This is a genomic window from Helicobacter sp. T3_23-1056 (assembly GCF_053654535.1).
On record NZ_JBSIUU010000002.1, the window covers coordinates 159,275 to 181,592 of the forward strand.

Sequence of the window (22,318 nt, forward strand, 5' to 3'; positions counted from 1 at the left end):
TTTAATTCGCCAAAAATTTGTAAAAAATTCGCCAAAAATTCCTCAAAACTTAGCCAAAATCTAAAAAATCAAACAAAATCTAAACACACCAAAAGCCCACCATAAAGGCACAAAATGGCAGATGAACAAGAAAAAACAGAAGCCCCCTCCCAGCACAAAATCTCTCGCGCCAAAGAAGAAGGCAATGTCGCTAAAAGCCCTGAAGTTAGCGGTGTTGTGGTGATGCTAGTGGGGCTTGGCGTGCTATTTTTGCTATTTCCTTTTTGGCTTGATAAGATTAAGGGGATTTATGTTTATGCCCTGCATTTTCCAAGCGCGGCAAATGGAGCGGATTTAAGCAAGGCTGATGTGGTAAATATTTTTTGGAATCTAGTGAGTGCTACGGGGATTATGCTTTTGCCTATATTTTTGGTGCTACTTGTGGCAAGTGTCTTGGGCAATGTCGCACAATTTGGATTTTTGATAAGCATAAAAGCGATTTATCCAAAACTTAGCAAGATAAATCCCATAAATGGATTTAAACGCATTTTTTCTTTGCATAATCTTGCAAATGGCGCGCTTATCACGCTAAAAGTGCTTGTGGCATTGGGCGTTGGGGGGATTATTTTATTATTATTTTTGCACGAGATAGAGGGGGTGTCGCATTTGGGTGCGATAGAGCAGATTTTTTGGTGGCGCAATAAATGCCTTATTTTAATCGGCACTATGATTTTGGTATTTGCAGTGATGGCAGCAGCAGACTACGCACTCAAACGCAGGCAATACATAAAATCCCTAAGAATGAGCAAACAAGAAGTCAAAGATGAGTTTATCCAGCACGAAGGGAATCCAGAAATAAAAGGGCGAATCCGCCAGCTTATGCGCAAAAACGCGATGAATAAAATGATGAGCGCGATTCCAAAAGCCCAAGTAGTCGTTACAAATCCTACGCATTATGCCGTAGCACTTGCCTTTGAGGCGAGTGAAAAACGAGCCCCACGCGTAGTGGCAAAAGGCATAGACCACCTAGCAATCCGCATAAAAGACATCGCTAGACAAAACGACATAGAAATCATCGAAAATCCACCTTTGGCTAGAAGCCTCTATAAAGACGCCCCACTAGATATGGAAATCCCTAGCGAATTTTTTGAAGTGGTAATCTCTGTGCTATACGAGGTAAATCGCCTCCGCACCATCAAGGGCAAAAAGCCGTTATTTTAGGGGTTTTTAAGTTTTTGTTGAATATTTTTTTGTTGTCGCTAGGATTTTTTTAGGCAAAAAACGCGTGGCAATTTATGCTATTTTTGCCATATTTTAGATTTTACCTTGTCATATTTAGTGTTGGTGAAATATTTCGGTTATTTACAGCATTATTGTATTTAGATTTTTGAAGAGTCAAAAAATCTTTTATGCCCATTTTGAGGTTTAGAGATATTTTGATTTAGGCTATGCGCCCTGCTTAGTATGGCAAGGTAAATCTTGTCATTTTGAGCACTAGATTGCACGCGTTAGATTTTCCTCATTTAGCACGATGTAGTTGTGGATAACTCTATCATTTTAAGTGGATTTTGCATAAAATCCGCGTGGCAATTTGCCCCCTCATCGTCATTGCGAGCAAAAATGAGCGTAAGCGAGTTTTTGCGTGGCAATCTATAAATCAAAAAAAAAAAAAACATTGCCATATTTTAAGAGCAAGTGAAGTATCTAAAAAACCATAGATTGCCACAATTCTAGCCTTTTTTTACAAAAGCCTAGAATCTCGTAATGACGACAACCCATTGTCATACTAAGGGCGCGTGCGCGAAGTATCAAAAAAAAAAAAAAAACAAAATCTGCAAACAAACGCAGTTTTGTAACATAACGCGATTTTGCACAAAACAAAAATCATTTGGATACTTCGGCGACTTGCGAAACCTAAATATGATAATAATGGAAAGTCGCAATATAGCAACGAAAATCCTGTCATTGCGAGCGTTGCAACGCAACGCGTGGCAATCTATTTGTTAGTTTTTTGTCAAAAGTGTGTTTTTTTGGTATTTTGCAAAAATAGATGCCACGATTTTGCAACTTTTAACAAAGTCGCAAAATCTCACAATGACAGAATTTTCTTTGTCATATTGAGCGCGTGAGAGCAAAATATCTCTACTTACATTTTTAGATTTTGAGATACTTCGGGCTACGCCCTCAGTATGACAAAATTCTTTTGTGGATTGCCACGCAAGTCTTGCGACTTGCTCGCAATGACGAATAAAACGCCTTGAGATATTTCGGTTTCTTGCGAAAATTAAGTATGATAAAAATGGCAACAAAGATATTTTTGCTTTAAAAAAAGCCCACAATATGACAACAATAGAGATGCTTTAGTGAAATTTTATACAAAGGTGTCTGCGGAGCCTTTTGCAAAGATTTTTGCGAAATTTTCTACAAATATCTTTGCAAAACCTCACAAAAAATACCCTCCATTTTGATTTCAAACTATTGTTGATTTTAATTTAGCTATTGATAAATCTCTCTATCCGCTCCAAGCCCTCTAAAATTTGCTCTTCTTTGCAAGCAAAGCTCATTCGCACAAATCCTTCCGCACCAAACGCGCTTCCGGGCACAAGTGCTACGCCCTGTGATTCTAGCAGTTGTTTGCAAAACTCCATAGAATCCACTTTGCCAAAACTGCCACCAAAATCCCCAGCCATTTTGTCAAAACCACCGCTAGAGTCCCCACCAAAATCCGCATTAGAATCCCCGCTAATTTTTAGATTTGGCTTTGTCGCTCCCACGCCGTTTATATCGATAAAAAGATAAAATGAGCCCTGCGGTTTTAGCACGCTTAAGCCTGCGATTTTTTCTATCCGCGCGCAGGCTATATCCCTGCGATTTTTAAAAGCCCCCCTCATTGTCTCTATGTCTTTATCCACCGAGCCATTTAGCGCGACTATGGCGGCTTTTTGGGTTATGGAGTTGATATTTGAAGTGCATTGGCTTTGCAAATTATCCATCATTTTTACTAGCTTTGCGTCTTTGCAGGCTAGATAGCCCATACGCCAGCCTGTCATCGCCACAGATTTACTAAGCCCATTTATAGTGATAGTGCGCTCTAGGCTAGCAGAATCTATCGCGCCCACCGAGCAAAACTCCCCATCATAGATAAGTTTTTCATAGATTTCATCAGCGATTATCCAAATATTTGTGCCTTTTAAAACCGCGTTTATTTCCTCTAGCTCACGGCGTGAATACACCATACCTGTGGGGTTTGATGGCGTGGTAAGCACGAGGGCTTTTGTCTTAGGTGTGATTGCGTTTTTTAGCTGTGTGGGGGTGATTTTTAGCCCGCTTGCAGAATCAGTGTTGATTATCACGCTTTTGCCCCCGCTGTATGCGACTAGCTCGGGGTAGGTTACCCAATAAGGTGCGGGGATTATCACTTCATCGCCCTCATCAATGATTGCTTGAAATACATTAAAAAGCGATTGTTTTGCGCCATTGCTTACCAAAATCTCTTTTGGAGTGTAGTCTAAACCATTATCTTTTTTTAGCTTTTTTACAATCGCATCTTTTAGCTCTGGGATTCCCGCCACCGCAGTGTATTTGGTAAATCCGCTATCAAGGGCTTTTTTTGCCTCTTCTTTGATGGCGTTTGGCGTGTCAAAATCTGGCTCGCCTGCTGAAAAACTAAGGATATTTTTGCCCTGTGCTTTTAGCTCTCTTGCAAGGGTTGAAATCGCAATCGTAGCGGATTCTTGGAGGTGTTGGATTTTGCGTGAATAAGTGGGATTCATAGTTGCTCCTTAGGGTGAAGTTTTGCAAATGGATAAAATCTAAAAACAAAAATCTAACAAAATTTTGATAAATTTTTAGATTTTAGATTTTATCTCGTGGCTTGAGTGCTAAAATTTTGGCTAAATTGTATCAAAAGCAAGACAAAAAGAAGCAAAATCCCCATAAATCAAAAATATTTTTCGCATTTTTGGAAGTATTTTTGCGCAAGATTTTTTGGTTTTTTGAAGCATTTTTTGTTTTTGTTACGATTCTTTACATTTTTTGCTTTGTGCATTTGTGCGCATTTTGAGCGTGTTTTTATAAGTCGATAAAAATAACAAAATCTATAAAAGCACGATTTTACCGAGCTTTTATCAAAATATAAACCATTATGATAAAATGATTTCTCATTATCTTTTTTGCAGGTTGTTTTTTTTTTGTATTATCCAAAAGTAAAATTTTTACAAATCAACTATATTTTAAAGGTAAAAAAAATGAATGATAAGGGACAAAGATTGACTAGCGTGCGAAAAAACGCAAAAATGTCTATAACAGGCAAAATCCTAACAAGTGGCGCGAGTATTTTTCTAGCATTTTGTGATTTTACGCAAGCGCAGATACAAGAATCTAGCGAGCGAGCAAAATCCAAAAAAGACTATATCGATGGGCTAGAATCTAAGGATTTAGGCAAGGTGGTGGCAAAGGGGTTTAGCGACCCGCACGACAAAGAATTGCAAGCTTACCAAAGCAGTGCGGGCAAAATCAATCGCGAAATGCTAGATTCTAACCCTAGTGGCAATGGGGATATTACAAGCATTTTAAGAATATTGCCAAATGTCCAATACGACATAGCACAGCAACGAAGCACCACGCCGGGTGAAATCGACCCTGCGAAAATCAGCATTAGCGGTGGATTGCATTATCAAAACAACTTCCAACTTGATGGAATGAATATGAATAATGATATAAATCCTATGGGGACTACGGGCTATTATGGTGGGGCAAAGGGACAATCTCAAGGGCTAAATATCGACACGAGTTTGCTAGAATCTATCACAGTGCAAGATTCTAATATTTCTGCTTCTTATGGTGGTTTCACAGGTGGTGTAGTGGAGGCAAACACACGGCGTCCTAGCAAAAAATACGGCGCAAATTTTTCTTATCAATTCACGCAGGGCAACGCCGACCCTAGCAAATTCTCTCTTACCAATTACCATATAAACGCGACCACAGATACGCAACTCTCAAATTTTATCAATTCTAGTAGCGAATCAAATCAGCCCATTTTTACCAAGCACCTAATCCGTGCAAGCGTAGAATCTAAAATAAATGAGCGATTTGGTGTGCTAGCAAGTTTTTCTAGCACGCTTAGTTTTATCCCGCTTTGGTATAATTCTCTTAGCTACTTAGAGGCGGGTGGCATAACGCCAAAAAAGCAAAATCAAAATCGCCAATCATACAACTATTTTTTCAAAGCCTATTATGATTTTAGCCCAAATGTTAGGGCAGAATTTACTTATTCTTACGCACCACAAAATAATACATATTTTATATCAGGGACAAGGGATAATTTTTATACTTCCATTTTGGGAGGACATCAAGCAGGGCTCAAAACAACTTGGGATAATGCTTTAGGCACACTTACAAACACACTAAGCTACTCATATATGCAAAATTCCACAGAGACAATAGGCTATACAAATCATCAGTTTTGGTATATGAGTGAGGCAAAAAATTGGGATTATACTTGGGGGAGCGTAAGGCAGGGGGGACACGCTCCATATCACTCTACACAGCACACACTAAACAATAAAATCGTGCAAGATTTTAGAGAATTTGAAGTGCTAAAAACCACGCATAGATTTTCACTTGGTGCAGAAATCGCTTATCAATATGTCCAAAACTCTAATCCTAGATTATATTATGCTAGCTCACATTCCCCACGCCCTATGAATGCGCAAATGCAACAATCTTGCTTAAATACAGATATGGAATGGTGTGATACCACAAAAACAACTTATGTCTATACAAATGCTAGTAGGAAGTATGCTGCAGCTGATGCTTCAAAAGGGGAGAGTCAATATGATAGTTACCGCGTAAGTTCATTGCAAGATTTTGGCATAAGCGATGGCACAATACAAGTCAATGGCTACAACACGCAGACTTGGGAATATGGGCAATGGGTAACAGGCTCTAGGGCATTATTAAAAGGGGGAGTGGGATTAGATAATGTGTTGGGAGCGGTGTTTGTAGAAGATGATATAAATCTACCCATAGGGAATCTAGGCGAGCTAAATGCTAGGTTTGGCATACGCACCGATACAGATAGCTATATGGGAAAGGTTACCTTTGCTCCGCGTTTTAGTCTAAACTACATTACCCCCGCACTTTCAGAATTTAAAACACAAATCACAGCGGGGGCAAATCGCTACTATGGGCGCAATATCTTTGCTTACGCGCTCGCTGATGGTATGAATACATTGCTAAAATATATCACAAGAAGCGGACCTGATAAAAGTTTTGATGATATTTTGGCGGAGCATTTTGCCACAGGCAATGTATGCGACCCCACAACAGCTGATTATAGCTACAACTGCGTATATCAAGTGGGGCAAAACCAAACCAAATTTAACCAACTCAAAGTCCCCTATGTCGATGAGTTTATGGCTGGAGTGGCTCAACAAATACAGCATTTCACACTAGGGGTAAAATATATCTATCGTCTAGGCAAAGATGAAGTGCGCAGAAGCACGAGCAATGTGAGTGGATTGCCTGCAGATTCTGCGTATCAAAGCAATTATTACATATACACAAATGAGGGCAAATCCACGACAAATGTCATCACAATTACTTTGCAAAATAACGCACCGCTAGAGATTTTAGGCATAAAGCATAATGCGTTATTTGCTTTTGATTGGACAAATGTGAGGCGAAACTACACGGATTATACCGATACGCTTACAAATTTGGAGCTAGCAAATCAATGGATAAGCTGGAATGGGCAAATAATCCGCTACGCAGATAAACCTGCGGAGAACTTTATCCGCCCTTACACGATACGGCTAAATACCACGCATAGCTTTAGCATTGGACGCACAAAGTGGCTACTTAATAACTTCTTTCGGTATAGAAGTAGCTACCTTGCTATGGCGAGCACGCCCGCAAGCTATGGTGGGAATAATAGCCGACCGCAACCTGATAAAGTAGATGGCGTGTATGTGGATACATTTCGCCCGCTTCGTATAAAAGGGGCATTTACTTGGGATATTCGGCTAGGTTTTGAAGTCAATGTGTGGAAAGATAATACCTTGTATGCAAATGTGGATATTTATAATGTGCTAGATGCTAAAAATCTTGCTATTGCTTCGGCGTCTTATAGTGCGAGTGCGGGGACTACGGCAGTGCCTGTGTATGAAGTCGGCAGGCAGTTTTGGCTACAAGTGGGGTATAAGTTTTAGATTTTACAAAATGCGTGTTTGCAATATGTGTTTGGGCTTGCGTTTGGCGTTTTTTGTGCTTGACATTTAGAAACGCAAAATCTAAATAGATTCTAAAATTTACCAAACACAAATTTAGCTTGCAAACTAATCGCAAAATCTTTTATAAAATCACTCACACAAGATTTATAACTCTAATCACAAAATCGCTTCAAAATCGGCTTATACGCATCGATTCGCCTATCGCGCAAAAATGGCCAGATTCTGCGGACATCTTGGGTGCGCGACAAATCCACCTCGCATTCTAAAATCCCCTCTTTGTCGTCTAGCTCGGCTAATATCTCGCCTTGCGCACCGCTTATAAAGCTATGCCCCCAAAATTCTATCCCCTCGCCCACACCGCTTGTATCAGGCTCAAAACCCACGCGATTTATAGCGATTGTCGGCAGAGCGTTTGCTATGCTATGCGCTCTTTGAATCATCTGCCACGCCCCTAGTTGCCTAGCCTTTTCTTGCGCATCATCGCTAGGGGTATATCCAATCGCAGTGGGATAAAAAAGCATATCAGCCCCTTTTAGTGCCATTATCCGCGCCGCTTCAGGATACCACTGGTCCCAGCACACTAGCACGCCTACTCTGCCCGCACTTGTCTTGATAGGCTCAAACCCCAAATCCCCCTGCGTAAAGTAAAATTTCTCATAAAAGCTAGGGTCATCGGGTATGTGCATTTTGCGATATTTTCCTGCGATTTGCCCATCTTTTTCAAAAACCACAGCGGTGTTGTGATATAGCCCTTTTGCGCGTTTTTCAAACAGCGAAGTGATGATAATGACTTCATTTTGCCTAGCAAGCGCGCTAAAAAACGCCACTTCATCATCAAAAGATTCTGCCAAATCAAATATATCCACATTTTCGCTTTGACAAAAATAATGATTTGAATGCAGCTCTTGCAAAGCGATGATATGGGGAATCTTTTGGTGTGAGTGGTGTTTGCTAGAATCTATTTTGGCGTTTTTGGCATTATCAGCGATTTTGCAAATCTCTTGTGCTAGAAAATCTTGCGTGGCTTTATAGCTACCTTTGAAACTATGCTGAATCGCGCTTACTAGGACTTTTTGGCTAGGATTTTGCGGGGATTTTTGCATAGATTATTCCTCATATTCGCTATCGGGGTTTTGATAGTCATCATCATCATATTGCTCATACCCGCCCATTTCATCATCATCAAAATCCTCCCCCCACTGCTCATCATCGCTCCACTCTCCCCCCTCTTCCTCATCATCAAAGACTGCTTTTGCTTTTATGGATTTTGATTTTGCGTAGTTATATTGCTTAGCGTTGTGGCTACAAATGCTATCTACAAAATCTACAAAATCTAAGTTTTTAGCTAGCATACCTAAATCCACATTATTGCCTAAATGTTGTCTTGTGTTTGTTGCTGTGATACACATCGATTCTCCCTTATAATGATGTCTTGGATAATCTCGCTTGCAATTTGCAATCCAAAACTAGCCGTTACCCCCTCAAAACTCCCTAGCAAGTTGCAATTTGCGTGCTCAATACTAAATACGACTTTAAAATTCCCACTAAAATCAGCTTTTTTTAGAAGCAGGCGAAATTTTCTAGCAAATTTATCCCCGTGAGTAGCCCAAATATTGCCTACGCGGATATTTAGCGGATTTATCCTTTTGCCACTGCCCATAGAGGATATATATCGCCCATAGGGCAATCTTTCGCACGCCTTAGCAAGCAAGATTTTGGCATCTATATCATCAATCGCATCGACTACATAATCATAATCAATAATTTGCTTATTTAGCCCTAGCACTTCGATTAGATTTTCATCTAGCGTTTCTTGTATGCCTTTTATGCCCTCATACATTTGCTCCAAAACGCGCACTTTTGGCTCTCCCACGCGTTCAGAGCCGATTTGGCGATTTTGGTTGCTTATATCAAAGCAGTCTTTATCTACGATAGTGATATGTTTTAACCCCGTGCGATATAGCGCATCTAGGACAAATCCCCCCACTCCGCCTGTGCCAAGCAGCAACACGCGAGAATTTATGATTTTTTCATAATATTGTCCAAACAAAATCTTAGAGCGAGAAAATCTATTTGTCGTGCTACCCTGCAAGATGATTTGCTCTTCTAATGGCAATGGTATCGGGCAAGTCATATTATCCCCTTAAAATTAAAGTAAGCTAGTAAGCTAATGTTTGATTTAAAAAAAAGCAGTTTGCAAACAAAAGTAGCGATTATAGCACATATAGCGCAAAAATGCCCTATTTTTGCGACAAACACAGCGCAAAATCTAATGCAAAAAAATCTAATACAAAATCTAATCTTATGTCATAAATTTATCGCAAAATCAAACTTCAAATTGCGATTCATCAGTGTAGAGTTCTTTTATGCCCTCGCTAAAAGTAGCGACTTTGCAGCTATGTTCAGCGGTGGCGACTAGCTTTGCTACCGCTCCTATATCTCTCCCATAAGCATAAATCCCAATCCCCTTCACAATCACAAAATTGCTTTTGTTGGTTTTAAAATAGCGGATAATATCCGCATCTGCCCTCTCATAAAATGTATCATAATCCTTGCTATCTAAAATCGCACATTGCTTGCCTAGCACTTTGTATCCTAGATAGTCATTTGGCACAAGTGAGCTTCGCTTGAGCGAATACGCAATCGCAAATGGCGCATAAGCACAAATCACAAATTGTGCGTCCAAAAAATTGCGATAAATGCTTGCGTGAATATAGCTATCTAGGCTTGCTTCTTTCCAGCGGTAGTCCTCTTTGTCGTGCAAAAGCATAAACGAATCCAAATCCATAGAATCTAGCAGGGCGTCTTTGCGGTTTATGAGGAAATTTTCCTTGCTAAGCCTAGCAGAAATACTCCCATAAAAAATCCCAAACACCCCATTTTGAAACAGCGAAGTAGAGACTTTGCAAAGCGTATTTATGATTTTGGTATCGGTGTGTTTTATGTGGATATTCATAAATTCTCCTAGATTTTAGTCTTGTTCGTGGGTTTGGTGGATTTTGTTATTTTTTGTTCTTTTTTGTTCTTTGATTTTGGTTTTTGGGTTTTGTTTTATAATGCGTTGTTTGTTGATTTTTGTTTTGTAATGTTTTAGATTTTGTGGTTTTTGGTTTTTTTTGGTTTTTGTTGTTGGATTTTTATGATTTTTGCGGATTTTAGATTTTTATGCGAAGTCGTATTATAGCTTATAAAGATTAGAAAAATCGCTATGTGAAGTTGTCTTTTGTAGAATATTTTGATAGATAAGAAATAATGGCTAGGTTGTCATAAATGGATTTTGTCATAAATGCTTTTTTGCAAAATCCATTTATGACAAAAATGCAACCGATGCAAAATCCGCTACAAAATCCGCGCTTTTATTGCTTAAAAAAGCTAAAAAGCGCGAAACGCATATTTTTCACAAAATCTAAAATCTAATTAAGATTTTAGCCTAGCAAAATCTAGCGTTATTTTTTGCAGCTATTTTTTTTGCAAAGGTCGCATTATAAAAGGCTACAAAATCTAAAATAAGTCTATTTAGGCTTATTTTAGAGGGTTTCTCACCACTGCGACTTTGTCTGCTCCGCCCTCGCGTGTGAGGAGGTAGAGCTCATCGCCTTTGATAGCTATGTCGCCTATATCACCCACGCTTGGGAGTGTATAAGCATCGGTAATGCTCTTGCTAGCGAGGTCGATTACAAGTAGTGCATTGTAGTTTTTAGACACGGCAAGCATTTTGCCATTTACAATGTCCGCACCTGTAATGTAGAAGTTGCTTACTTTCGCACCCTCTTTTAGCTCTAAGCCTTTACCAAATTCCAAAATCGTCTCTTCGCTGATTGTGTTGTCTTTGGTGTCATATTTGAGCAACACAACATTTGGAGCTTTTTTGGCAGCGACTGTTACCATATACGCATATCGAGAATCTGGGTCTTTAGCAAGGCTTAAGATATAGTTTTTCTTCGCTCTTGTTGTGCCAATGTTGATTCTCGAACCTTTGGTGTTTTTGTAGAGCAGTTCATTTTTCTTGCCAAATGCTGGAAGCAAATTGCCCTCTACGCGTGGTAAAAACTCCCATTGGATAAGTTTATCTGTCTCATCTAGGCTTTCCACACGCTCTACACCCCAAATCGCTTTGTTATACGCAGTGGCTACGAGTTTGCCCGGTGCATAAAATGTCGCATCAACGGTGATAGGGACATCTGTGCCGTTTGGCTGGTCGATAGCGGCAAACTCTTTATACTCGCTGAAATTATCATCAGTGAAATACACAGAGCCACCTGTGCCGACTACGGCAAATTCGTTGTTTTTCTTATCATACGCCAAACCGCCGACATAGCCTTTTTTGCCTGCGAAGTTTTCAGGGATTATGCCAATCTCTTTTGTGCCTACCACAGAAAGTGGAGTTTGATTTTGGCTTAAAATCGGTGAATTAGCAGGATTAGTATCAAACGGATAGTTTGAGTCCTCATTTTCGTTTGCACCCGGAATCCACGGCTTAGGTCCTTGATTGCCACCAAGTAGGCTTAGCTTGCCCGGGCGGAAATTCTCGTGCCAATGCACAGGGTCCCAAAACTTAGAAGCCAAACCAATATCCCAAGTAAATCGAGTAGCCGCAGGTGCGCCTCGACCGCCAAATGGAGGTGGTCCATTAGTGATGAAAAACTGCACGACATTGGTAAATACGATAAACACAGAGAGCGCATACACTGCTTTGCCATATTGGCTAAATTCTTTAATCTTAATTTCAGAATCTAGAAGCTCTTTGCCAAGCGCGTTGTCTTTGCGGATAAAGAGCATCATCACAGCCATAGCCAAAATCACAACCCAATACACCACAAACGCCCAAGTGTAAGTATGCAAGCCAAACATAGCTTCGCCAAAGCCTTGTCCTATATCGCGTCCTGCGTGGTTACCGATATGTCGCAAGCCCTCAAACAAAAACCAAAAGCCTGTGAGGAACACCGCTACCATATACTTGATTTTCACGCCATAGCGCACCATAAATAGCCCCAAAATCCCAACGATAATCATACCAAATCGCTCGTGTCCGCATAGCAAGCAGGGCGATTCTCCTTTGACAAAGCCTAAGTAGAGGTTTGCCATACCCACAGGGACTACCAAAATAAGTAGCACGGCAGTTGCCATTACGATGTTAAAGTTCTTCTCTGTGAGAAGTTTATCAAATAACTCTTTCATAACAGCCTCCTACTACAGCGTAATACCTGGGACCCAAGACGCCGCAGACGCCACAAGCCACAACACTACATCAAAGGCAATCACCCCAGCGATGATGCCAAACGCCAATCGTTCTTTTTGCGGTTTAAACCAAATCAGCAAAACCGCTATGAATGCCAAGAGATACTCTAGGAACTCCATACAAACTCCTTTTTTATAGGATAGATTTTGCATCTGAATCCAAATCAACCATTTTTCACATAGCAACGCAAGAATCCACAACTACATTTTAATAATGAATGCAAGCAAGCTAATGAAATGATTGGATATATCAAATCAAATGCACTTTTAGTATATCCAACAAAAAGCTAAAAATAGCAATATTATTTACACTTTTTGATTCTTTTTGTCGTTTTTTTTTTTTTTGTTTTTTGGTGCAAAATCTTGTAGCAAAATCTTAGTAAAAACCTCGCAAAATATCCACAAAATCTATATTTTTGCCCAAATCACCAAAAACGCCAATCCAAAAATCATTTGCAAATTTTAAAGCAAAATCTAAGCAAAATATTTTTTAGATTTTAGAATCTTTGCAAAATCTAGCACATAAACTTGCATATAAATTTTTGCACATAAATTTGCAACCCAAAATCTAAAAATTATGCCCCAAAAACGCTTTGTAAAATATCTAGTTTTTATGGCATTTTATTAGAAATACTTTATACAAAAGTCGATATAATGCAAAGTATTTGTAAAATCTAGCACATAAATCTAGCGGATTTTGTGCAAAAAATAAGCAAAAAAGCGCGGTGATAATAGCGACAAAAAGCTACAAAAAAGGAGAAAAAGAAAATGTTGGCACGATTTCAAGGGGTAATAAAGCAGTATTATTTCGCAGTGATTGTGATACTTGTGATATATGCTTTGGCGGTAAATGAGCAGGTGGGCAAACTTTGCGCGGGCGTGGCGATTTTGCTATTTGGTATGCTTTTTTTGGGAGAGGGATTCCGCGCTTTTTCTGGCGGATTTTTGGAGCGCGTGCTAGCCAAATACACAAACAACGCCGTAAAAAGCATTATTTTTGGCACGGTTGCTACGACTATTATGCAAAGCTCTAGCCTTGTTTCTGTGCTTGCGATTTCGTTTGTGAGTGCTTCGCTTATCGGGCTTACGCAAGGTATCGGCGTGATGTTTGGGGCAAATCTAGGAAACACCGCTGGCTCGTGGCTAATCGTAGGGGCTTCTTCTATCAATATTTCTGCGTTAGCCCTGCCTCTGATTGTAGGCGGACTTTTGTTTAATTTTCAAGCCTCCAAAACTTACAAAGGCATAGGAAAAGTCCTTGCTGGGCTTGGATTTTTCTTTTTGGGTGTGTTTTACATTAAGGCTGGGTTTGAGAGCTTTCACGGGGTTATGGATTTGTCTAAATACACGCTTGAAGGCTATGCAGAAGTGTTTGGATTTTTGCTTTTAGGCGCGCTTATCACTTCGATTGTCCAAAGCTCTCACGCCACCCTAGCCATCATCATCACAGCATTTTTAGAGCAGCAAATCAGCTACACAGGTGCGCTAAGTGCGACACTAGGCACGAGCGTGGGAGGGGTGATAACTGCGCTTGTAGCCTCTCTAAGCGCGAATGTCGATGGACGCAGATTAGCATTAGCAAATTGTATGTTTAATTTCACTACCGTGCTAATTGTGGCAGTATTTTTCTTTCAATTTCAAAATCTAAATGACTTTTTAGGCGATGCGATGGGCTTTGCCAAGACACTAGAAGAGGGCAATTCTTACTTGCTTAGATTAGCGATTTTTCACACGCTATTTAATCTATTTGGAGTCGTGCTTTTAATCGGCTTTATCCCCGCTATGGCAAAACTGCTTACCAAACTGCTAAAAAGCAATACCAAAACCCAAACCGTATCTACTCCGCTTTTTATCAGCGAGATTTTGCTATCCTACCCAGACACTGCGATGGGCGCGCTAAATAACGAAGTAAAGCACCTTTATGACAATGCCTATATGATTATTTCGCGTGCGATTGGATTTCATAGGCAGGATATTTCCTCTACTGCGGCATTTTCTAGCCTAGTAAAGAAAAAAGACTTGCTAAAAGAGGACATAAATGTAAGCGAGCTATACAACACGCAGATAAAAAGTTTGTTTAACGCGATTATGGATTTTTCGACAAAGTTGCAGGTTTTTACGACAAATAAAGAGCATATTGAGCGCGTTGTCGCTATACAAATCGCTTCACGCAAAATCGCTGAAGCCACCAAAAATGTGGGACTGCTAGAGCGAAATATGCGCAAACACTCCACAGGTAGCAATGTCGCGCTAAAAAAAGAATATGATGATATGAGGCTTGATTTGGGGAAACTGCTTCGTATGATAGAATACATCAAAAAAGCCCCCAAAGAGGATAGAAAAGATATGAAAAAACTTCTAAAAGAGCAAAAGAAGTTTTTTAAAATGCAAGATAGAGAGGCGTTTGACATTGTCGAATCCCTAATCGCAAAAAAAGCGGTAAATGCAGCAGATGGGACTTCACTGCTAAATGACCTCTCTTTCATCAACAATGTCGCAAAAGAGCTAATCGGCGCGATAAACCATATCTATGGGCTATCCAAAAACACCGACATAGGCAAAAAGCGCAAAAAAGATAAGAAAAAGTTGCAACCCGCAGAAGATGAAAAATACCTAAAAAAACTCTCTGTGGATAAAGAAGCAATCGATGAATCTAGCAAGCATTCTAGCAAAAATAATGCTACCAAAAAGAGTGCTACGGACAAACCTAAAAAGCCTAGCGCGACAAAAAACCATACTAAAAAACCTAGCCAACCTCCCAAAAAACAGCCTACAAAAAGAGGCAAATAAGAATTGTAAATAAGAAGGACAAATAAGCAAGATTTGCAAAATTTGGATTTTTGTTGTAAATGATTTAAGGGGGTAGATTTTGTCATTGCCACGCAGATTTTGTGTAAAATCCGCGTAGCAGTCTATTTTATTAGTTTTTGTCAAAATCGTGTTTTTGACATTTTATAACGATAGATTGCTAACGCTTAACTAGCGTTCGCTCGCAATGACGAAATTTTCTTTGTCATTGCAAGCAAAAGCTTGCGATCATTGCGAGCGAGTCGCAGGACTTGCGCGGTAATTCAACTTTTTATCGTCATTGCGAGCAATGATTCTGCTTCTGTCATTGTGAGCGTGGCTATGCTAAGCGTAGCAATCTATCCTCTTGTCATACGACAAACATTCCTTCATTGCGAGATTTTACGACTTTGTCAAAAGTTGCAAAATCGTGGCAATGACAACAACCATTCCGCCATTGCGAGCGAATGAAACAAGCGTGGCAATCTATATTTATTAGTTTTTGTCAAAATCGTGTTTTTGACATTTTATAACGATAGATTGCTACGCAGTTTGATTCTAAAAAATTCAAACTGCTTGCAATGACAAAATTTCCATCTTTTACCAATGACAAACGCACAATCGCTAATCATTATTCCTAAAAATCCACACAAAAAAAAATAAGAAATTATGAAAAACATAATCAACTTACTTGACTTGTTTTTTTTTTGTATAATCGACTCGCCACCTTGAGATAGATTCTCACATAAGTCGGCAAAAAGGTGGCAAAATCTAAATCTTTTAATAAGGAGGTATTGAGATGAATAAAATCATTTCAACACTAACATTGAGTGCCTTTTTAGGCATTAGCGGGCTATCAGCAAATGGCGTTGGTTCTAAAGTAGAATCAACATTTACGCAAGCGGATTCTAACTTTCTTTTTGGCGAAAATGCTAAGAATCTAAATGTGCAAGTCTTATCTCAAGAAGAGCTAAAAGAAACCAAAGGCGAATTTTGGCCTGCTATTTTTTGGGGTATGGGGACTGGGTTTGCTTGGGGTTCTGGGCAATCCATTGCGACAGATTGGTGGAATAAGCAACCAATCAATTGGGATAATGCCATAAACAATGGCTTATGGGGTGCGGCTGGAGGTGCTGTATTTGGCGGTCTTGGTAGCAAATTAGGCATTCGCTAATATTATTGTTTAATTGATGAAAATGAGATTATTTAAAGTATTTATATTTTACTTCTTGTGTATGTTTTGCTTTCTGCTAGTCGCACCATATATCCTTTTTTATGTGCCGATAGCAAGCATTACAAGCTATATGGAATCTCAAATATCTAACCCAAAAGAATTGCTATTTTCAAGTTTTGTTGTGGCAATTTTTTGGGCTATTAGTATGTGTATATTCACATATTTTTACTACCGAAATAAATAGTGTTTTGATATTGTGGCGAGGCAATGTAGCAACGCTATAAAATTTTGAAATCAAGCAAGAAAAAACTTCTTGCTTGACATGCATAAAAATTAAAAAAGAATCAAAAATGCCACGCATTAGATTCTGCAAAAAACGCAGAATCTAATTGCTCGCAAAGACAGAGGTAGAGTCGTTGCTTGCAATAGTAACTTAACTTTGTCAAATTTAGATTTTATAAAGAGTGAAGTATTTAGCAAAAAACACAACAACAACATAAAATCTAAATTCTGTTGCAACTTTGCTTTAATTTCGTTTTGATTTCACTTTGATTTTGCGTTATTTTTGCCTTAATTTCGCTCTTTGTAGTCTTTGTAGTCAAAGGATTTTAGCAGGGTAAATTTACCATTTTCTATCACGCCTAGAGAGGGGAGGGGCACGCCATTAAAAGTCGTGTTTTTGACAATCGTGTAGTGAAGCATATCCAAAAGCGCGATTCTATCGCCTATCTGCAATGGCGTATCAAAGCTAAAATCCCCGATAATATCCCCTGCCAAGCAAGTAGGACCGCCAAGTCGATAGGCATATTTTCCACCGATATTTTGTTGTGTTTGGTTGTGCTGTTTTGCGACATTTTGCGTGGCAATATCGCTAAGGCATTCGCCTTTGTCCGCTTCGCATAGCACTTTTTTAGATTTTGATTCTGCGTTGCGAGAGATTTTTATCACGGCGGGGCGATATGGCATCTCTAAGCAGTCAGGCATATGCGCGCTAGCACTCACATCTAAAATAGCGATTTGCTTTTCATTATGCACTATATCCACCACTTCGCCTAGCAAAAATCCACACTCCCAGCCCACAGCTTCTCCGGGCTCTAAAAAAACCTCGATATTTTCATACTTAGCTTTTATATCTTTGATAAGTGAGATAAGCAAATCTGTGTCATAGCCTTTTTTGGTGATATGATGTCCGCCACCTAGATTTATCCATTTCATTTGTTTGATAGCGTTTGAGAAATGTTTATCGATATGTCTTAGCGTCCGCTCTAGCGCGTCTGCGCCCTGCTCGCAATGCGTGTGAAAATGCAAACCATCTATCCCATCTAGCTTGCCATCTATCCCAAATTCTGCTAGCCCTTTTGCAAATTCGCTAGGCGTAATCCCAAGCCTAGAATATCTCGCACACGGATTGTAAATCTTAGGCTCTACTTCGCTAAAAAGCGGGTTTAGTCGCAATCCCACACTTATGGGGCTTAAGCCTAGATTTTGTAGTTTTGTATTTTTGGATTGTATGGTGGATTTGTATCGCTGCCATTGAGAAAATGAGTTGAAAATAATATGCGTAGCGATTGATAAAAGGGCGTTTATCTCGCTTGGTTTATATGCGGGCGAAAACACGCAGATTTCTTTGCCACTCTCGCGCCCGCCGATTTCTTCAAACCCTAGCGTAGCTTCGTGTATCCCGCTTGCCGTGCTTCCTGCTAGGACTTTGCGTAGTTTTTCAAACTTCCGCCAAAACGCATAGCCTTTTAGTGCTAGCAAGATTTTTGCACCGCTTTGCTTTTGGATAAAATCTAATATCGCAAGATTTGATTCTAGTTTGTCATTTTCTAGCACATAGCAGGGTGAGGGCAGGGCAAAATAATCAAAATTTTCATCTAGCATTTTTTGGATTCTCTTTTTTTTAGATTTTATTTTGGCTATTTTTGGTTATTTATTCATTTTTGGATTTTGCAGATTTTGATTTTGCAAGCGCAAATTTTTGCGACTTTTTTGCGCTCAAAAATTTTCACAATGATTTTGCTACTTTATCATCAAATCCTGTATCGCTCGCTCTATTTCTAGCGGATTTGATTTTGAGATAAACGCATTTGCTTTGAGCGACATTGCCATATCCTCGTTGCTTGAGCCACTCATAGATGAATTTACCACGATAGGGATTTTTGAAGTAGCAGAGTTTTCTTTGACTTGCTTTATGACTTCAAACCCGCTAGCCTCTGGCATCTCCAAATCCGTGATAATCATTCCAATATTTTCGACATTTGTGCTTGGGTCAAATAAATAATCCAAAAGCCTTCTGCCATTTGGGAAATCGTGGTGGATTACGCCTACTTTGTCTAGGATTATTTGCATTGTTTTTAGCACGCTTGGGCTATCATCAGCTAGCAAAATCTCTTTGTGCGTGCGAAGTTTTTTGACTTTTTCTAAATCTTGCTCTTTTTCTTTGTCTATCCACGGGAATACATCAACAAGCATTTTTTCAATATCCACCACTTGGACTAATCGCCCATCAAAATAGCGCGTGCGCGAAACTAGCTTGTTGCTAGGATTGCCCGCAGTCCCACCTGTGCTTTGCTCGATTTCTGTCCATTTTTTGCTTAGGATTCTATCTGCTTCATATACGCGCACGCCTATCGTCCAGCGCGAAAACTCACAAATCATCACAATATCATCTTGCCCATCTTGCTTGATACGATATGGGCGCAAATCTTTGGTTTTATTGGTGGCGTCATAAAAAAACCATTTGCGCATATCAATAAGCGGGATAGTAAGCTCCCTAATCGTAATCAAACCCTCCACAAGCGAGCTAGGCTCGTGGCTAACAATAGTAACCACGCCACGATATTTCACAACTTCGCGGATTTTAAATACATTTACCGCGTATAAATCCCTGCCTTTTTCGATACGAAAGCAAAGCAACTGAAGTTCGTTATTTTTGTGTAGGTTGGTGATTTTATCGACATTTGCAAGATTGGACATTGTAGATTCCTTTCCTCATTGTAGGCTGCTTTTTAAGCTACCTTTAAGCTGTATTTAAGCTACTTTGAGTGGTTTTGTGTGAGGTTTATTATCGCCAAAATTTGCTAGATTTTTTATTTTGGCGTGCTAGCATTGGCTATTTTTAGATTTTGTTATCATAGCATAAAGCACATAAAATAACGCAAATATGCTCTAAAATTGTTTCAAAAACGCTTTTAGATTCTTGCCAGCTTGGCGGATTCTGTTGCGATTTTCGATTAGTGCTATGCGGACATATTCATCGCCGTGATTGCCAAATCCTATGCCCGGACTTACCGCGATTTTTGCCTCTTGTAACAATCGCTTAGAAAACTCCAAACTCCCTAAATGCCTCGCTTTTTGTGGAATCCTAGCCCATATAAACATACTTGCCTTAGGCTTTGTCATCTCCCAGCCTGCCGCTCCAAAGCTATCGATTAGTACTTCCATTCGTTCCTCATATTTTCTAGCGATTTCTTTTACGCATTCTTGCTCGCCATTTAGCGCGATTGTCGCTGCGATTTGCATAGGCGTGTAGATTCCATAATCAAGCCAACTCTTAATCTTTTGCAACGCCCCTACAAGCCTCGTATTGCCCACCACACAGCCGATACGCCACCCTGCCATATTGTAGCTTTTAGATAGCGTATAAGTCTCAACTGCCACATCTATCGCGCCTTTTGCCTCAAAAATGCTCGGTGCTACATACCCCCCAAAGCTCAAATCCGCATACGCAATGTCATTGATAATATAAAATCGCTCTTTTTTGGCTAGCTTTACAAGTTTTTCATAAAAGCTCTTATACACGACAATAGTCGTGGGATTGTGTGGGAAATTGGTTACGACAAATTTAGGTTTTGGCATTGTGTTTTTTAGTGCTTTTTTTAGCGATGCAAAAAATGCGTCCTCATCTAGCTCATAGTCATCATTCCATTTTAGCCCAAATGTCGCTACATTTGCGCCTGAAAGCATAAAAGCGTAGTAATGGATAGGATACGCTGGCTCGGCTACTATCGCTGTGTCGCCTACATTTGTGATAGCTTGCACCAAATGCACAAAGCCTTCTTTGCTACCCATTGCTATGCAGACTTGGGATTCTGGGTCTAGACTCACCCCGTATTTGCGCTTATAGGTGTCGCTTATAGCAAGGCGAAGTTTGTAGATTCCTTTGCTTGCAGAGTAGCCGTGATTTTTGGGTTTATTTGCTGCTTCACAAAGTTTGTCAATGATATGCTGCGGGGTCGCCCCATCAGGATTGCCCATACTAAAATCAATCACATCTTCGCCATTTTGTCGCATTTTTAGCTTGATTTCATTTATCGCTGCAAAGACATATTTTGGCAATCGTTTGATTCTATCAAATTCAATTTCTTCAAACATTTTCTCTCCTTAGTTTTGTTTTGGTGTTTGGATTTTGCGTTTTTGCATTGTTTTTGGCTTTTTGTTTTGTGGCGTTTGGGCTTAGATTTTGCGGATTTTTTGTGGATTTTATGGTTGATTTTGCAAAATGTTTGTTTGCAAAAAATCTATTTTGCTAGCGTCTTGCTATCGTCTTTGTTAGATTCTTGGCTAGTGTCTTGCTAGCTTTTTGGCGGCATTTTCGCCTACGCCTTTGTAGTGTTTATTTTGCGGATTTTCAAAATAGCCTTTTAAGCGATTTGGATTTAGCCTTTGGATTTTGTCTTTGTCGCGTTTATATATCGCATCTTCATAAAACGCCACTTTAGATTCTAGCTTATCAAGTGCTTTTTGATATTGCGCGATGATTTTTTGCGTCTCATCTCGCTGTTTTTGGATAATAGCAAGCCTAGATTCAAAAGTGCGCTCCCCTAGCAAGCATAAATCCACATATTCTTTGATTTGCCCCACGCTTAGCCCGCTTTGCCTTAGGCAATGCACCACCGCTACCCAGCCCAAATCACTCTCGCTAAAGTAGCGGACATTATTATTATCTCTCTCCACAAAAGGAAACAGCTGATTTTTAGCCCAAAATCGTAGCGTATGGCTTGAAATCCCCGTTTTTTCCTCTACTTCTTTGATGGTGTATGCCATATTGTCCCTTTTTAGATTTTTGCGTTTTTGATTTTATTTGATTACTCCGCACGCTATTCTTGCCCCACCACCGCCAAGTGGCGCAGGGTGGTCGCTATGATTGTCCCCGCCTAGATGAATCATAAGCGAGCGGTTTTTGATTTCATTTAAATTTTTGATTTTGGGTGCTAGCACGGGGTTTGTCGCAGTGCCGTCTTTATCGACATATAGCGCGGGCAAATCGCCTTTATGCCCTTTGTCCTCCCACGCAAAAGAATGTTTGTTTGTTTTCTTTGGGTCATAATGCCCACCTGCTAGCATACCTAGCCCTTTTTCGTTGCTACCACAGCTTGGATTTTCGTGGATATGAAATCCGTGAATCCCTGATTTTAGTCCTTTTAGATTGGGGTAAAAAGCCACGCCATAGGGAGTTTGCACGGCGACTACTTCGCCAGCATTTTTGTTGCCTTTATTATCCAAAATCTCCATTGTGATGACTAGATGCTTTTTTTGTGCTTTTGGGTCAAACGCTTCTTGTGCTAGAAGCAGTGAGCCTGCAAGCGCACAGCTACCCAAAATCCCACAAGCGATTTTTGAGATATGAGCAGTTTTTGGGATTTTTGGTAGGGATTTGCTAAGTTTTTTTGTAGTGTTTTTCATTTGAAGTCCTTTTTTTAAGATTTTCGCACAAATGCCTAAACGCATAATGCGCGTAAGATTTTATAAGATTTTGGTTACATTTTGTTATTTTGGCATAGATTTTATCGCAAATTATGTTGTAAATGTGTAGCAGGGCTTAATGCAAAATCTAAATCTAATTTGCAAATATAATTTGCAAAAATCTAGCTATAATACACGCCAATTTTTACATTTTTTATGG

21 protein-coding genes are annotated in these 22,318 nt (G+C 39.7%); 7 read left to right on the forward strand and 14 right to left on the reverse strand.

All coding sequences use genetic code 11. From position 1 onward, the window contains the following. Positions 1 to 114 precede the first annotated feature (114 nt). Positions 115 to 1,200 (forward strand): flagellar biosynthesis protein FlhB, encoded by a 1,086-nt coding sequence (gene flhB / locus ACWIUO_RS01930; protein WP_454176256.1) that lies wholly within the window; start codon positions 115 to 117, stop codon positions 1,198 to 1,200. A 158-nt stretch (positions 1,201 to 1,358) separates the two neighbouring features. Here the strand turns inward: flhB and ACWIUO_RS01935 are convergent, their stop codons facing one another. Beyond that, positions 1,359 to 1,484, reverse strand: coding sequence for a hypothetical protein (locus tag ACWIUO_RS01935; protein ID WP_454176257.1), 126 nt, complete (start codon positions 1,482 to 1,484; stop codon positions 1,359 to 1,361). Positions 1,485 to 1,743: 259 nt separating this feature from the next. Here ACWIUO_RS01935 and ACWIUO_RS01940 point away from each other — a divergent pair, with 259 nt between their 5' ends. Continuing rightward, positions 1,744 to 1,986, forward strand: coding sequence for a hypothetical protein (locus ACWIUO_RS01940; protein WP_454176258.1), 243 nt, complete (start codon positions 1,744 to 1,746; stop codon positions 1,984 to 1,986). Here the strand turns inward: ACWIUO_RS01940 and ACWIUO_RS01945 are convergent. Further along, positions 1,983 to 2,288, reverse strand: a complete 306-nt coding sequence (locus ACWIUO_RS01945; RefSeq protein WP_454176259.1) for a hypothetical protein — start codon at positions 2,286 to 2,288, stop codon at positions 1,983 to 1,985. The two genes, ACWIUO_RS01940 and ACWIUO_RS01945, sit on opposite strands and share 4 nt — an antisense overlap. Before the next feature lie 183 nt (positions 2,289 to 2,471). Continuing rightward, complete coding sequence (locus ACWIUO_RS01950; RefSeq protein WP_454176260.1) at positions 2,472 to 3,752, reverse strand: pyridoxal phosphate-dependent aminotransferase; 1,281 nt, start codon at positions 3,750 to 3,752, stop codon at positions 2,472 to 2,474. Positions 3,753 to 4,226: 474 nt separating this feature from the next. On the opposite strand from ACWIUO_RS01950, the gene ACWIUO_RS01955 reads away from it, so the two are divergent. Then, positions 4,227 to 7,190 carry a TonB-dependent receptor plug domain-containing protein gene (locus ACWIUO_RS01955; RefSeq protein ID WP_454176261.1) on the forward strand — a complete coding sequence of 988 codons (2,964 nt, stop codon included), beginning with the start codon at positions 4,227 to 4,229 and terminating at the stop codon, positions 7,188 to 7,190. Positions 7,191 to 7,363: 173 nt separating this feature from the next. On the opposite strand, the gene ACWIUO_RS01960 is transcribed toward ACWIUO_RS01955, so the two are convergent. From ACWIUO_RS01960 to ACWIUO_RS01975, 4 genes are all read right to left on the reverse strand, one after another. After that, the gene (locus ACWIUO_RS01960; protein WP_454176262.1) at positions 7,364 to 8,314 is read right to left on the reverse strand and encodes a carbon-nitrogen hydrolase; all 951 of its coding nucleotides are present in this window, start codon (positions 8,312 to 8,314) and stop codon (positions 7,364 to 7,366) included. A gap of 3 nt (positions 8,315 to 8,317) precedes the next feature. Continuing rightward, positions 8,318 to 8,620 carry a hypothetical protein gene (locus tag ACWIUO_RS01965; RefSeq protein WP_454176263.1) on the reverse strand — a complete coding sequence of 101 codons (303 nt, stop codon included), beginning with the start codon at positions 8,618 to 8,620 and terminating at the stop codon, positions 8,318 to 8,320. Continuing rightward, positions 8,584 to 9,345 carry a ThiF family adenylyltransferase gene (locus ACWIUO_RS01970; protein ID WP_454176264.1) on the reverse strand — a complete coding sequence of 254 codons (762 nt, stop codon included), beginning with the start codon at positions 9,343 to 9,345 and terminating at the stop codon, positions 8,584 to 8,586. The genes ACWIUO_RS01965 and ACWIUO_RS01970 overlap by 37 nt, the downstream gene beginning before the upstream one ends. A gap of 192 nt (positions 9,346 to 9,537) precedes the next feature. After that, positions 9,538 to 10,167 carry a class II aldolase/adducin family protein gene (locus tag ACWIUO_RS01975; protein ID WP_454176265.1) on the reverse strand — a complete coding sequence of 210 codons (630 nt, stop codon included), beginning with the start codon at positions 10,165 to 10,167 and terminating at the stop codon, positions 9,538 to 9,540. Between the two features lie 314 nt (positions 10,168 to 10,481). Here ACWIUO_RS01975 and ACWIUO_RS01980 point away from each other — a divergent pair, with 314 nt between their 5' ends. Further along, positions 10,482 to 10,628 (forward strand): hypothetical protein, encoded by a 147-nt coding sequence (locus ACWIUO_RS01980; RefSeq protein WP_454176266.1) that lies wholly within the window; start codon positions 10,482 to 10,484, stop codon positions 10,626 to 10,628. Between the two features lie 105 nt (positions 10,629 to 10,733). Here the strand turns inward: ACWIUO_RS01980 and ACWIUO_RS01985 are convergent, their stop codons facing one another. Further along, positions 10,734 to 12,389, reverse strand: coding sequence for a disulfide bond formation protein B (locus ACWIUO_RS01985; RefSeq protein ID WP_454176267.1), 1,656 nt, complete (start codon positions 12,387 to 12,389; stop codon positions 10,734 to 10,736). Between the two features lie 12 nt (positions 12,390 to 12,401). Continuing rightward, the gene (locus tag ACWIUO_RS01990) at positions 12,402 to 12,569 is read right to left on the reverse strand and encodes a dihydroneopterin aldolase (protein WP_454151236.1); all 168 of its coding nucleotides are present in this window, start codon (positions 12,567 to 12,569) and stop codon (positions 12,402 to 12,404) included. Between the two features lie 648 nt (positions 12,570 to 13,217). On the opposite strand from ACWIUO_RS01990, the gene ACWIUO_RS01995 reads away from it, so the two are divergent. The 3 genes from ACWIUO_RS01995 to ACWIUO_RS02005 all read left to right on the forward strand — a co-directional run bounded on the left by ACWIUO_RS01995 (position 13,218) and on the right by ACWIUO_RS02005 (position 16,410). Continuing rightward, positions 13,218 to 15,239: a Na/Pi cotransporter family protein gene (locus ACWIUO_RS01995; RefSeq protein WP_454176268.1), complete on the forward strand. Its 2,022-nt coding sequence runs from the start codon at positions 13,218 to 13,220 to the stop codon at positions 15,237 to 15,239. A 240-nt stretch (positions 15,240 to 15,479) separates the two neighbouring features. Further along, positions 15,480 to 15,707 (forward strand): hypothetical protein, encoded by a 228-nt coding sequence (locus ACWIUO_RS02000; protein WP_454176269.1) that lies wholly within the window; start codon positions 15,480 to 15,482, stop codon positions 15,705 to 15,707. Positions 15,708 to 16,035: 328 nt separating this feature from the next. Then, positions 16,036 to 16,410, forward strand: coding sequence for a hypothetical protein (locus ACWIUO_RS02005; RefSeq protein ID WP_454176270.1), 375 nt, complete (start codon positions 16,036 to 16,038; stop codon positions 16,408 to 16,410). Between the two features lie 570 nt (positions 16,411 to 16,980). On the opposite strand, the gene nspC is transcribed toward ACWIUO_RS02005, so the two are convergent. From nspC to ACWIUO_RS02030, 5 genes are all read right to left on the reverse strand, one after another. Next, positions 16,981 to 18,294 (reverse strand): carboxynorspermidine decarboxylase, encoded by a 1,314-nt coding sequence (gene nspC / locus ACWIUO_RS02010; protein ID WP_454176271.1) that lies wholly within the window; start codon positions 18,292 to 18,294, stop codon positions 16,981 to 16,983. Positions 18,295 to 18,432: 138 nt separating this feature from the next. Then, a complete protein-coding gene (locus ACWIUO_RS02015; RefSeq protein ID WP_454176272.1) occupies positions 18,433 to 19,389 on the reverse strand; it encodes a chemotaxis protein CheW in 957 nt (318 codons plus the stop codon). 192 nt (positions 19,390 to 19,581) lie between these two features. Continuing rightward, positions 19,582 to 20,787, reverse strand: coding sequence for an LL-diaminopimelate aminotransferase (locus ACWIUO_RS02020; protein WP_454176273.1), 1,206 nt, complete (start codon positions 20,785 to 20,787; stop codon positions 19,582 to 19,584). A 189-nt stretch (positions 20,788 to 20,976) separates the two neighbouring features. After that, positions 20,977 to 21,459, reverse strand: coding sequence for a MerR family transcriptional regulator (locus tag ACWIUO_RS02025; RefSeq protein WP_454176274.1), 483 nt, complete (start codon positions 21,457 to 21,459; stop codon positions 20,977 to 20,979). A gap of 33 nt (positions 21,460 to 21,492) precedes the next feature. After that, a complete protein-coding gene (locus ACWIUO_RS02030) occupies positions 21,493 to 22,098 on the reverse strand; it encodes a superoxide dismutase family protein (RefSeq protein ID WP_454176275.1) in 606 nt (201 codons plus the stop codon). Positions 22,099 to 22,318 lie beyond the last annotated feature (220 nt).